Raw genomic sequence first — 12,336 nt, 5'->3', positions numbered from 1 at the left:
ATATTCAAAACATATATTTTACTATTTATGTATAAGAAATTTAAAATCACTTTATAATATACCAGAGAAACGAGGTAAGAAAATGGACAAAAAAGTAAAAGAAATTCCTCTTATTCCTTTAAGAGGAATAACTATTTTTCCTTACATGGTCTTACATTTTGATGTAGGTAGAGAAAAATCTATTGCTGCATTAGAGGAAGCTATGATGAGGGATCAGGAAATATTTCTTGTATCTCAAAAAGATGCAAAGATAGAAGAGCCAGAAGAGAATGAAATCTATACTGTAGGAACTTTGTGTAGTATAAAACAAATATTAAAATTACCAGGGGATACTGTAAGGGTATTAGTGGAGGGATTAAACAGAGCAAAAATCATAAAATATTTAGAAAAAGAACCTTTTTATAAAGCACAAATTAATGTATTAGAAGAAGGCGACTATGTAAAAGATAATAAGTGTGAGGCTCTAGTTAGAACACTTAGAGAAGTATTTGAAGATTATATAAAGCTATCAGCAACTATACCATCGGAAGCTTTAATTAGCTTTGATGATATGGAGGACCCAGGTAGGTTAGCTGATATAATTAGTTCTTATCTAATGCTTAAGGGCGATATAAAACAAGAACTTTTAGAAGTATTTGATATAGCTAAGCGAATAGAAAAATTAATTGTGGTTATAAATAATGAACTGGAAATTTTAAATATAGAAAAAAAGATAGGCGTAAGGGTAAAAAATAAAATAGATAAAGTTCAAAAGGAATATTATCTAAGAGAACAATTAAAGGCTATTCAAGAAGAACTTGGAGAAGACGACGAAGATAAAAAAGAAATAACTAAGTACAAAAATAAAATAAAGAAAGCAAAGCTTCCAAAACAAGCTAAGGAAAGAGCTCTTTATGAATTAGAAAGACTAAAAGGAACCGGGAGCTATTCTTCTGAAGGTGGGGTTATAAGAGCATACATTGATTGGATATTAGAGCTACCTTGGAATGTTGAAACCATTGATAATTTAGATATAAAAAAGGCAAGAGAAATATTAGAAGCAGAGCATTATGGTTTGAATGATGTAAAAGATAGAATAATAGAATATTTAGCAGTAAAGCATATGAGTAAGTCCCTAAAAGGACCTATACTTTGTTTAGTAGGACCTCCTGGGGTAGGAAAAACATCTATAGCAAAATCGGTAGCCCACGCTTTAAATAGAAATTTTGTTAGAATGTCTTTAGGTGGAGTAAAAGATGAAGCAGAAATAAGAGGTCACAGAAAGACTTATGTTGGAGCTATACCTGGAAGAATAGTATACGGTATGAAACAAGCTAAATCTAAAAATCCTTTATTTTTATTAGATGAAATAGATAAAATGAGTAATGACTTTAGAGGAGATCCATCGGATGCTTTATTAGAGGTATTAGATTCAGAGCAAAACAATACTTTTAGGGATCATTATTTAGAGCTCGAAATGGACCTTTCAAATGTAATGTTTATAACTACAGCAAATACCCTAGATACAATACCAAGACCTCTTTTAGATAGAATGGAGATAATAGACGTATCAGGATACACCTACGAAGAAAAATTAAATATAGCTAAAAGACACTTAGTTCCCAAACAATTAAAAGAACATAATGTGGATGAAGATATAATCAAATTTACTGACAGTGCTATTAGTGAAATTATAGAGGGATACACTAGAGAGTCAGGTGTTAGAAATTTAGAAAGACAGATAGCATCTGTTATAAGAAAGAGCTTAACAGAAATGCTAGAAAAAAACACAAAATCAGAAAACATAACAATAAGTCAAATTAAAAAGTATTTAGGAAGTGTGAAATTTGCTTATGATAAAGCGGATAAAGAAGATAAAATAGGTGTAGTTACAGGAATGGCTTGGACTGCTTATGGTGGAGATATATTACCTATAGAAGTAAGTGCTATGAAGGGAACAGGAAAGCTAGAACTTACAGGACAATTAGGAGATGTAATGAAGGAATCAGCTAAAGCTGGATATAGTTATGTTAGATCAAATGCATCTAAGTATGGTATAAATCCAGACTTTTACAAGATAACAGATTTGCATATACATGTACCTGAAGGTGCAGTACCAAAAGATGGGCCTTCAGCAGGGGTTACGATGATAAGTGCAATAGTATCAGCATTGTCTAAGAAAAAGGTAAGACATAATGTTGCTATGACAGGTGAAATAACTTTAACTGGTAGGGTATTACCTATAGGTGGACTTAAAGAAAAATGCTTGGCAGCTTATAGAGCAGGCATAGACACAGTAATAATACCAAAAGAAAATGAAAAAGATCTATCGAAAATGCCTAAATCTATAAAAAGCAAATTAAACTTTATTGTAGCTACTCATATAGATGAAGTTATAAAAAATGCTTTAATTGAGGAGAAATAAAATGATAATAAAAAAATCAGATTTTGTAACATCTGCCGTAACTAAAAGACAATATCCAGAAGATAAAAGGACAGAAATAGCATTTCTAGGAAGATCTAATGTAGGTAAGTCTTCATTAATTAATGCTTTGACAAACAGAAAAAAGCTTGCAAAGGTAAGTTCTACACCAGGTAGAACACGACTTATAAACTTTTTTTTAATAAATGATGACTTCCATTTAGTTGACTTGCCAGGATACGGTTATGCTAAGGTGTCAAAAACTGAAAAGGCCCGTTGGGGTAAGATAATTGAAGAATATCTTATTAGCAGCACTACACTTAAGAGAGTTGTACTATTAGTAGATTCTAGACATAAACCATCAGCAGATGATGTTATGATGTATGAATGGATAAATTATAATAATTATGATGTGGTTGTAATAGCAACTAAGAGCGATAAGATATCAAAAAGAGAAAAAGCAATGAATGAAAAAGTTATAAAGGATACTCTAAACTTAAAGCCAGAACATAGATTGATCTTTTTTTCAGCTGTAAAAAAAGATGGAAGAGAAGAAATTGTGGACCTGTTATTTGAAGATTTAGCATCAAAGTAAAATATAATTTAATAAAAAGCTTGATATTATAGAAAAATAATATCAAGCTTTTTTGTTGTTTATATATATAATAAATTTTATATATAATAAGTTTCAGTACAAATAAGATGTAAATATAAGTAACAAAATATTCTAGAAGGAATAGTATATAGTATAACCAAAGCAAAATATAGGTTTAGAGAAAGGAGGAAGTAAAGTGGATATAACAAATTTAATAAGTGAATTAACTAATAATACAGAGGGATTAAATATGGAGGGGTTAAATATGGATGGACTAAATATGAATAACTTAAATATGGATGCCCTAAATATGAATAATATTTCATCACTCATGGGAGGAAAGGGGTGTTCGAATAATAATAACTTGCTAATATTAATATTTTTGATTTTTTGCTGCTGTAATAAGGGCGGTTTTGGACAAGGAAACCAAGGAAATACTGTATGTTTAGAAGCTTGTGATTGCAAATGTAAAAAGAAAAAGTGTAAATGCTGTGATTATTGCGAACGTCCTGAACAACTAATATGTAGACCTGCAAATTCTTGCAACAATAACGGTTTTGGCGGCATTGGAGGCTTTGGCGGTAGTTGGTGTTGGATAATAGTTTTAATACTAATTCTATGTTCCAATAGGGGAAACTCTACATGCAAAGATAAGTGTTAGAGTAACAAAATATAATAAAGAGCTTAGGTATTTCAACTAACATTATAGAGTATTAAAAGTTCACCTAAGCTATTACAAAACTAAATGTAAAGATTAGATTACAATAAAACCATTGCCCAAGAAAGGGGGGTTCAAAATGTCAAAAAGTAAGTGTAAATGTTATAAAGAGTGTAGATGCAGAGGTAATGTTAGCAGTAATTGCGGAAACATCGGTGGAAACAACTGTGGAAACAGCTGTGGAAGCATCTGTGGAAGCAGAGGACTCAATATATGTACCCTATTACCATTTTTATTGATTTTAGGTGAAACAGGATTAATAAATAATAATAGGATATATACTTTAATCCTTTTATTCTGGTGTTGCTGTGGAGGTAACATGGGAAAAACTTTATGTTGCTAGTTTAAAAGGAAATTGGAGGGCTGAAAAGCCCTCCAAAAAAGTTATATAATAAGGAGGCGCATAATGGGAAAAAAGAAAAGAAAGGATTACGATAGAGAAGATAGACAACCAGCAATACAAAATGATAATGGAAACTATGGTGGCATAAATCCTATGATGTCTATGCTAAATAATGTAGATATGAATAAATTATCTACCATGTTAGGGCTTTTAAACTCTAATGGTACTGATCTCGGGAATTTAAACATATCAGATTTAATTGGCACTATGAACAATCAAGGTACTTCTACTAATGCTACTGCTAATAATAATAATAATACTTTAAAATCAAATAATCAAATAAGAAGAAACATAGATATTAATGTAGAAAATGAAGCTATTGTACAGCTTCTAAACGCATTAAAACCTTTTTTAGGTGATAAATCAGATATAATTGACAATGTAATAGATATATATTTATCAGAAGATGAAAATGATTAACTTATACTTAGAAAAAGCTATGTTTTTATTGAAAACATAGCTTTTTATATAACTATTTAATCTTGAATCTTATTTATCAACATAGTACATCTTCCATCCAATGATGCCCCTTCTTTTATAGTTACATGCTTAACTGTGATATCACCAGAGATATTTCCCAAAGGCTCTATTATAAGGTTGTCTTCGCAAGTTATGTTACCTTTGACTCTACCATTCACCTTGGCATTCTTACAACTTATATTGCCATTGTATAGAGCTGTTTCACCGATTATAATATCATCCTTCCATGTGATGTCGCCATCTATAGAGCCATCTATTTTAATTAGACCTTCACCAGAAATATTGCCTACGATACTGCATAGCTCACCTATTAGGGTCTCTATTCGATCAATGTTTTTACCATCCTTATCAGAAAACATTTTAATCCCCCTTAGAATTAATAAAAAAATCATAAAAAGTTTTTTAATAGTGTATATTTTAAATTTATATGTCAATAATATTAAGGAGATAGGAGATATATCTCCTATAGCTAAATTTTTTTAGCGATACAAAACCCCCATCCCCCTTTGGGTCGCTTTTAGCGGCCCTTATTTTTTAAAATCAATTTAAATATAGAACTAATTATTTAATATAGATATAGAATAAATTTTAAATTCATTATTATAAGCTTCACAAGGCTTTAATATAATGCTTAAACAATATTGAAGCTTTGAGTTTGGTTTAGATTTTAATATATAACTAAAGTTTATATTCCACTTTATTTCCAAAGGTCTATTATCGTTATCCCAACTTGTGTCAGTGAAAAATCCATCTAAAAACTTAAAGTTGGTCCCATCCACAGATAGTTGATTTAAAGAAGACATATTTTTAGACATTAAACCACTATAGAATATGTCAAGGTTACTAGAGTCAACTTCAGTTAAGTTCTCTATGTAATGGATAAGTCCTAATATTGAATCTCCTCCAGGAAAATTTGATGTGTCATAATTAAATTGATTTAAGACATTATTAAATAGTATATTGTAACACATAGTAATTTCTCCATCTTTTATATTTCCGGATAGAAATTTGGGAGCCTTTTTATTACCGTTATCTAAGAACCCTATTATATTATTATTTGAACAATAAATATCCTTAAATTTGTGTTCATCCCAGTAGAATACATGTTGTATAGGTAGATTATTTTGAGAACATTGTGTAAATACTGAGGGAGGTTTATCTTTTGAAATACTCATGATTGTAGCTCTTAAAGGCCAATGGGGATAGAATTCACCTAGAGTATTTATTTTTTTTAAAGGTTTTAAAAAGTAAGTCTCATTTTCGGTATTTACTTGAAGGTAGTATTTATTTTTAGATGTCTTTGTATAAAGTATATCCTTTTTACCATCTCCATTAAAATCTTCCTTAATACTTTGTGAATCATTTAAAGAAACAAAGGTAGTAGAAGTTTTGTTGAACTTAGGCCAGAGAATAGTTAGTAAAGAAAGCATTATAAGAAAAATACATATAAAATAACCTTTTTTAAATATAAATACTTTCAATCTCATAAAGCCACCTCTTTTAATTATATGAATCTAAAAAAATTAATTCTTATATATAAAATATATTTAAGATGAATGAAGAATATGATAAAAATAATAATATTTAAACGTACAAGATTTTGTAATTTTTACTTGCTAGGAGGATAATATGAAAAGAGACAACAATATATACATAATAAGTATAATTTTATTGTTAGTAAGTTTATCTGGTTGTGCTTTAAATAAAAAAGAAAAGAATAATAATTATGAAGAAAATAATGACATAAATATATATGTTGATACAAAGGATGAAGTTTCAATAGAGATGATTCAATTTGCTATAGAGTCATATAAAAATCAGAAAGAAGGAACAACTGTAAATATAAAAGCTCCTGTTAATAAAAAGGATATAAATACATATTTGAAAGATACTAAAGAAATAGACTTAGTTGTAACTAATAGGAACAATATTCTAGATCTTAGTAAACAGGGACTTATAGCTGATTTAAATGAATTTTACAAGAAAAATGATATAAATAACAGATTTTACAATATAATAACATCTTATGGGATTAAAGGAGATCAATATTTTGCATTAGGACTTTTACCTTTTACAATTCAAATAATATATAATGAAAAATATTTTGAGGATAAGAGTATAGAAATTAACAATGCTACCCTTGAAGAACTAATAAAACTTAATAACGATAAAGATGTTAAAGTACCTATTCTAGCACCTGAATCTATTGATGCTATGGAGATAATTAGTGTACTGCTAGAAGATAATCTAGTAGATAAAAAACAATTAGAAAACATTTATGAAGGAAATGTTGAAAAATATAATAATTTTAAGGATATCCAAGTGGTTTTAGATGAGTTAAATAAGTTAACTAAAGAGGGATATTTAACTAAAGATATGTTAGAGGTAAAAGACGAAGATGTATTAAGTTATATTGATAAGGGAAGATATCCTATGGCTATTGTAGCATCGTCTTATAATAATGATGAAGAAAGATTAAATACTAAAGTATTGGGTAATTATAAACTTATAGGCAAAGAAAAGACTCCAGTAGTATTTATGGATGCATTAATTGCAGTTGCAAATAATTGTAAAGACCAAGAAGAGGTAATAGAATTCATGAAGTTTATTTATAGCGATGAATTCCAAATGAAGATATCAGAAAAGGGATTTGTTACAGGTAATATAAAAGCTATGGAAGATAATAAGTTAATAAATTCTAATTTGAAAAGCGATATAATTTCTAGCAATATGAGTAATATACCATATATATATAGCTTGCCTCCTAAAATTAGAAATGAAGTTAAATCAGAAATGTATAATATATTAAGGGGTAACTACAGTGGAGATGAATGGAAGAAGATAATAAGAGACTCATATTAACACCATGTTATAACGATAATTATAGTAAAGTCTTCTCCTAAGAATAAATATTATAGAATAAAACAATGGTTACTCCTAAAGATTAGGAGTAGCCATTGTTTTAATTAAAACAGACAGCAAAAGAACTACTATTCATTTTGCTGCTTACACTTAGCACATAATCCATAAAAATACAACCTATTAGTTACTATATCGTAATCCGTATAGGGTTTTATGGTGTTGTTAAGTTCGTCAAAAGTTATACCTTCTATATCATCCACACGGTTACAACACATACACTGAATATGGGGATGTGTTCCAATTCTACCATCATACCTAAAGTTTCCTTCACCTACATTAAGTTCTTGAACAAGGCCAACTTCTACTAAAGTCTTTAAGGCTTTGTAAACAGTGGCTAAGCTCATTGTAGGATAAGAGGGTTGAAGTGATTTATATATAGCTTCAGCCGATGGGTGCTCATGAGTAGATTGAAGGTACTTATAAACAGCAATCCTCTGTGGTGTTAGCTTTAATTTTTTTTCTTTAAAAACAGCTGTTATATTATCCATTGTGCACCATCCTTATTATTTAATTGCTTCTATTATATAATAAAAATTATCACAAGTCAAAATCTAATTAGTAAGTTTAAAGATAGTGTTATTTATGTATCAAATAAGCACGATTATTATTATAACATTAATAGAATACAAATAATATAAGATTTAGATACATGAATAAAATAAAGCCTAATATAAAATATAAAATAGAAATAAAGTACTTGTATTTTTATGAAAATGTGATAGAATGAACTTAAGGCTGTTAATAAATTAACAATATTTGTACATGTTCATTTCACCTTAAAGAACAGAAATTCTGTTCTTTTTTTTAGTGGCTGTAATAAACAAAGAAGGATTTTTAAGATTTTATTAGAACTATATAATGTATAAGTCAATTTATAATAAAAATTTAAAATTAGGAGGTTTTAAAGTTGGTAGATTTAAATAAAGCTTTAAGCTATGAAAAATATATGGAGTCCGCTACAAAAGAACATTTAGAGATATATGATAAGACATTTATAAGTGACAAAAATATTGTAAAACTAAAAAAATTAGATGAACCTATAAAGGTTATAGCGTTTAGTGAAGGTTATTGCCCTGACTGTAATGTTTCTTTACCTATGCTAAAAAGGTTTCAAGAGACAAATTCAAATGTAGAAATATATATATTTAAAAGAGTGGGAAACGAAAAGTTTTTAGAGGAAAACTTAGGTGAGGCGAGGATTCCAACATTTATGTTTTTTGATAAGGATATGAAAGCTTTAGGCGTATATGTAGAATTTCCAAAAGAACTAAAAGAAAGAATAATTAGTGAAAAGATTGATGAAAAGAAAAAGTTGATTGGGGATTATAGGCAAGGAAAATACAATCTTCTAATAGAAGAAGAATTCTTAGATATTATTTTTTCTAATAGATAATTTTAAGAAAATTAATATTTAGGGGGCATATATGGATAAAAAACAGATAGCAATTGTAAAGAAAAATATAAAGGCTAATAGTAATATATTGAAACTAGAAGAGATATATAGTTGTTACTTTAAAAAAGATAGTGGAGAGATAATATTTAGTGAAAAAAAGGATTTTAATAGAATTGAGGAAGAAGTTCAAAAACTATATATTAATAATTTTAAAAGGTTATTAACAGGTAATATAGATGAAAAATTATTCCAACTTGATTTTATTGAAAAAGAAGAACTAAGTACTCAAAATATACTTCTTAATTTATTAAATGAGGATATTGAAGAAGATAGTATGAAAGATTTAGTAAAGAAAATATACGAAAACTGCATATATGACACTGATATTACTATAAACATATTAAAAGGTAGATATACTATAGATAAAAATTCTTTATTAGATGAAAATCCTAGTTTTATTTTAGTGTCTATAAATAGAGTAGCTGCACCTAAGAAGTCTTTAAAATTTGATTATGAAAGTAAAAGCTTTAAAGAAAGTTCTAACTTAGATGTTATTTTAGATTTAAATGCTCCGATACAAGGATTTCTCTACCCTATCTTAGATTTAGAGGGGGAAGACCTGAATAAAATACTATATTACAATGGAAAAATAAAGACTCTAGATGAAGGATTTATAAAAGGAGTACTAAATTGTGAAATAAAAGCTACACTTACAGAAGATAAGGAGAATTTTGCAAATATAATAAAGTTTTCTGCAAAGGATGGATTAAAGATATCCACATTAAAGGATTTATATGAGTTTTTAGGTGAGCAAAAAGAAAATGGTGAGGACAGCTTAACTATAAGAGATATACTTCCATTTATAGAAGAAGAAAGCGCTCTTAAAGAAGAGGAATTATTAAATATAAGCAAAAATATTTTAACTAAAGAAGATTATGCTTTCAATATAAATAGCATATTACCAGATTCTAAGTCTAAATCTTTGAAGATTGAAAATCAATATGTAACTATAAATCTAAGTCCTACAGCATTAGATAAAATAAAACAAAATGTGGGCGAAGACGGTAAGAGATATCTTATGATAAGCATGGATGAAAAATCATGTATAGGTGACATAGAAATCAAGGATGACGAGGTTAAAAAGGATATTGAAGATTTAAGCTTAGCTGTAGAAAAATAAAATAGCAGATTATAGGATCTTTTTAATATATATAGTTATTTGAGAGATTATAAGGGTTAAGGCATAATCAAAGATTATAAATATAACCTGTAAAATTACTAATAACATATAGTAAGGAATATTCATAGAAGGAATAGGGAAAGACAATTGCTTATAAATATAAAAAAGTATTAACATAGATATATTAAAAAAGATTAATTTTAATAGTATTTCTAAAAAAGGTTTCCTTAATCCTTCTATATAATATTTCATAAAAGCATAAAGACCAAAGAAAAGAAGGTATGAAATAGATAAACCTTTTAGTCCTAGTATAAAGGATAATATAAAGCAAGATATATAAACTATAAAGGAGGCTCTTATATCAATAGATAAGATTGAAATTGATATTATTGAAGTAGTTATTGCAAGTAAAGTTAATTTGCTTGTGGGAATTATACTTGAAATGTATAATATTATCACAGTTAGAGATGTAAAAAGTCCACCTTTAGCAATATACTTACTCTTATCCATTTAAAATCCTCCTTATTTATTATTAATTAGCAACAAGGGATACAATCGCCACCGAAGCATTCGCACATGCTATCAAGGCACCAAAGCCTAAGGCACATATCACAAGCACCACCACTGCTATTAGAATTACCATATGATTGCCTATATCCTGTAGTTCTAGCATTTATCATATTTAATGCCTGCCTATATTCAAAGTTATTGGGATCTAATCTACAGGCTGTTGATATGTAATTTAATGCACTATCATTCCAACCCTTTTTTAGATGAACCATGCCCATAAGGTAATTCCATTCACCATTCCTTACTTTTAGATTGTTTAGAGCTCTTTCAGCAGATGATATATCTCCTCTTTGAATATACATTCTTACTTCATTAAAGTTATTATATTCAGAATTATAATTTTCATTACTATAATTTTGTTTTGAATTATTATTTTTAGAATCTTTTAAAAGATAATTATAAGCTTCGTTTATTTCTCTCATCTTATCTTCTGCTAGATCTTTTAAGGGGTTATTTCCATATTGATCAGGATGGTACTTTTTAGCAAGTTCTCTATAGGCTAATTTTATTTCTTCATCTGTAGCATTTTCTTTAATTCCAAGTATTTTATATGGATCGCTCATAATAATTACACTTCCTTTTTTAGATTTATATAAATATTATCTTTATTATATTTTTCTGGGTAGAATACTTTATCCATTTTTTCCATTAAGCCATATTTTAATATGTTTTCTATTAAATCTTTGTTTTTTTTGATTGGTAGTTTGTAGAAGATATCTAAGCATTGTGAAGCACAGTAAACTAATATAAACTCAACCCTATCTTTTATTAGAGAATAAAACTCTAAAAACTCTAAATTATTTTCATTAAAACAGTGATTTATAGGGTTAAACTTATTATTTTTCATATCATCTTTTAAGTCATCTATAGCATCTATTAGATATATCCATTTTCCAAGATTATATCCAAGCCAATAAAGATCCTCAATAAAGCTTTTATCTTTGAAGTTATAACTTGTTAAAAGGATACCTGTAAGATCAGCGAAGGTGTCACTTATACTGTCTATATTATTTTCGATTAGATCCTTTTCTTGGTTTGAAAGTTTTTCTAAAGAGGCTTTTATTTGATTTTCAACATCTTTTAGATAGAGAGGATTCTTTTTTATGTATAGATTAGAAATTGAATATAGTATATTATATTTAAAAGCTTTTTCGTCATTTAAATCATCTAAAAACTTATAATGTGTCAAAGTTATATTAAGTTTTGAAGCATAATCTACTGAGCTGTTATTACGAACATATAGCCTTTTTTTTATAGGGTGCACAGGACAACGTTCAGGATTTAGCTCTAAGGGTTCATCTAAAAGGGCATCTATTAGGATAGCTAAAAAGGTCATATCATAATTTAGTGAAATACGTGGTATATTACCATAATTACTTTTTATAGACTTGCATACACCACAATAATATGCTTTAAATATTTCGTAATCTTTTATTTTAAGCTCCATCTTACATGGAGTAACATATCCAAACATATATATATATGTCTCCTTTATACTTATAGAGTTTGCAATGATAAATATTATATAAAGTGATTATAACATAAAAATTATCATAGTATCAAAGATTGTTATGATAATGTTTGAGTCAAGTAAAAGTGGGCAACTATTTTGTTTAATTTATTATCCATTATTTTACATGAGATATTTATAATTTACCATGCCCATTTTTATTC

The 12,336-nt window shown here is 28.0% G+C and carries 14 protein-coding genes; 8 read left to right on the top strand and 6 right to left on the bottom strand.

The annotated features are described in order from the left end of the window. The first annotated feature begins 82 nt into the window (after positions 1 to 82). The 5 genes from lon to BD821_RS08920 all read left to right on the top strand — a co-directional run bounded on the left by lon (position 83) and on the right by BD821_RS08920 (position 4,537). Positions 83 to 2,404: an endopeptidase La gene (gene lon / locus BD821_RS08940; RefSeq protein ID WP_104410180.1), complete on the top strand. Its 2,322-nt coding sequence runs from the start codon at positions 83 to 85 to the stop codon at positions 2,402 to 2,404. A 1-nt stretch (position 2,405) separates the two neighbouring features. Continuing rightward, positions 2,406 to 2,996 carry a ribosome biogenesis GTP-binding protein YihA/YsxC gene (gene yihA / locus BD821_RS08935; RefSeq protein WP_104410179.1) on the top strand — a complete coding sequence of 197 codons (591 nt, stop codon included), beginning with the start codon at positions 2,406 to 2,408 and terminating at the stop codon, positions 2,994 to 2,996. 196 nt (positions 2,997 to 3,192) lie between these two features. Next, positions 3,193 to 3,657, top strand: a complete 465-nt coding sequence (locus BD821_RS08930; RefSeq protein ID WP_104410178.1) for a hypothetical protein — start codon at positions 3,193 to 3,195, stop codon at positions 3,655 to 3,657. Positions 3,658 to 3,793: 136 nt separating this feature from the next. Continuing rightward, entirely contained in the window at positions 3,794 to 4,057 is a 264-nt protein-coding gene (locus BD821_RS08925; RefSeq protein WP_104410177.1) for a hypothetical protein, read from the top strand. A 63-nt stretch (positions 4,058 to 4,120) separates the two neighbouring features. Further along, positions 4,121 to 4,537: a hypothetical protein gene (locus BD821_RS08920; protein ID WP_029450900.1), complete on the top strand. Its 417-nt coding sequence runs from the start codon at positions 4,121 to 4,123 to the stop codon at positions 4,535 to 4,537. Between the two features lie 56 nt (positions 4,538 to 4,593). Here BD821_RS08920 and BD821_RS08915 read toward each other — a convergent pair whose 3' ends face one another. Both BD821_RS08915 and BD821_RS08910 read right to left on the bottom strand, forming a co-directional pair. Beyond that, the gene (locus BD821_RS08915; RefSeq protein WP_169994088.1) at positions 4,594 to 4,956 is read right to left on the bottom strand and encodes a bactofilin family protein; all 363 of its coding nucleotides are present in this window, start codon (positions 4,954 to 4,956) and stop codon (positions 4,594 to 4,596) included. Positions 4,957 to 5,154: 198 nt separating this feature from the next. Beyond that, entirely contained in the window at positions 5,155 to 6,084 is a 930-nt protein-coding gene (locus BD821_RS08910; protein ID WP_104410175.1) for a hypothetical protein, read from the bottom strand. Positions 6,085 to 6,226: 142 nt separating this feature from the next. On the opposite strand from BD821_RS08910, the gene BD821_RS08905 reads away from it, so the two are divergent. Further along, positions 6,227 to 7,459 (top strand): extracellular solute-binding protein, encoded by a 1,233-nt coding sequence (locus BD821_RS08905; protein WP_104410174.1) that lies wholly within the window; start codon positions 6,227 to 6,229, stop codon positions 7,457 to 7,459. Positions 7,460 to 7,587: 128 nt separating this feature from the next. On the opposite strand, the gene perR is transcribed toward BD821_RS08905, so the two are convergent. Further along, positions 7,588 to 8,007, bottom strand: a complete 420-nt coding sequence (gene perR, locus BD821_RS08900; RefSeq protein WP_104410173.1) for a transcriptional regulator PerR — start codon at positions 8,005 to 8,007, stop codon at positions 7,588 to 7,590. Positions 8,008 to 8,426: 419 nt separating this feature from the next. Here perR and BD821_RS08895 point away from each other — a divergent pair, with 419 nt between their 5' ends. Together BD821_RS08895 and BD821_RS08890 are read left to right on the top strand one after the other, a co-directional pair. After that, complete coding sequence (locus BD821_RS08895; RefSeq protein WP_104410172.1) at positions 8,427 to 8,912, top strand: thioredoxin family protein; 486 nt, start codon at positions 8,427 to 8,429, stop codon at positions 8,910 to 8,912. 31 nt (positions 8,913 to 8,943) lie between these two features. Further along, complete coding sequence (locus tag BD821_RS08890; RefSeq protein WP_104410171.1) at positions 8,944 to 10,092, top strand: DUF4317 family protein; 1,149 nt, start codon at positions 8,944 to 8,946, stop codon at positions 10,090 to 10,092. A 9-nt stretch (positions 10,093 to 10,101) separates the two neighbouring features. Here BD821_RS08890 and BD821_RS08885 read toward each other — a convergent pair whose 3' ends face one another. The 3 genes from BD821_RS08885 to BD821_RS08875 are packed head-to-tail and all read right to left on the bottom strand — an operon-like array spanning position 10,102 to position 12,136. Beyond that, a complete protein-coding gene (locus BD821_RS08885; protein WP_104410170.1) occupies positions 10,102 to 10,602 on the bottom strand; it encodes a hypothetical protein in 501 nt (166 codons plus the stop codon). A 26-nt stretch (positions 10,603 to 10,628) separates the two neighbouring features. Beyond that, positions 10,629 to 11,225: a J domain-containing protein gene (locus BD821_RS08880; RefSeq protein ID WP_029450891.1), complete on the bottom strand. Its 597-nt coding sequence runs from the start codon at positions 11,223 to 11,225 to the stop codon at positions 10,629 to 10,631. A gap of 5 nt (positions 11,226 to 11,230) precedes the next feature. Then, positions 11,231 to 12,136: a DUF5685 family protein gene (locus BD821_RS08875; protein ID WP_104410169.1), complete on the bottom strand. Its 906-nt coding sequence runs from the start codon at positions 12,134 to 12,136 to the stop codon at positions 11,231 to 11,233. Between the last annotated feature and the right edge of the window lie 200 nt (positions 12,137 to 12,336).

It is taken from the genome of Clostridium algidicarnis DSM 15099 (assembly GCF_002934235.1).
Lineage (GTDB): Bacteria > Bacillota > Clostridia > Clostridiales > Clostridiaceae > Clostridium_L > Clostridium_L algidicarnis.
This window is presented reverse-complemented; position numbering and strand designations above follow the sequence as displayed.

Coding starts and splice junctions, on each gene's coding strand:
- BD821_RS08910 (WP_104410175.1), bottom strand. CDS start 6,084: ATGAGATTGAAAGTATTTATATTTAAAAAAGGTTATTTTATATGTATT.
- BD821_RS08875 (WP_104410169.1), bottom strand. CDS start 12,136: ATGTTTGGATATGTTACTCCATGTAAGATGGAGCTTAAAATAAAAGAT.
- BD821_RS08905 (WP_104410174.1), top strand. CDS start 6,227: ATGAAAAGAGACAACAATATATACATAATAAGTATAATTTTATTGTTA.
- BD821_RS08890 (WP_104410171.1), top strand. CDS start 8,944: ATGGATAAAAAACAGATAGCAATTGTAAAGAAAAATATAAAGGCTAAT.
- lon (WP_104410180.1), top strand. CDS start 83: ATGGACAAAAAAGTAAAAGAAATTCCTCTTATTCCTTTAAGAGGAATA.
- yihA (WP_104410179.1), top strand. CDS start 2,406: ATGATAATAAAAAAATCAGATTTTGTAACATCTGCCGTAACTAAAAGA.
- BD821_RS08880 (WP_029450891.1), bottom strand. CDS start 11,225: ATGAGCGATCCATATAAAATACTTGGAATTAAAGAAAATGCTACAGAT.
- BD821_RS08925 (WP_104410177.1), top strand. CDS start 3,794: ATGTCAAAAAGTAAGTGTAAATGTTATAAAGAGTGTAGATGCAGAGGT.
- BD821_RS08885 (WP_104410170.1), bottom strand. CDS start 10,602: ATGGATAAGAGTAAGTATATTGCTAAAGGTGGACTTTTTACATCTCTA.
- BD821_RS08915 (WP_169994088.1), bottom strand. CDS start 4,956: ATGTTTTCTGATAAGGATGGTAAAAACATTGATCGAATAGAGACCCTA.
- perR (WP_104410173.1), bottom strand. CDS start 8,007: ATGGATAATATAACAGCTGTTTTTAAAGAAAAAAAATTAAAGCTAACA.
- BD821_RS08920 (WP_029450900.1), top strand. CDS start 4,121: ATGGGAAAAAAGAAAAGAAAGGATTACGATAGAGAAGATAGACAACCA.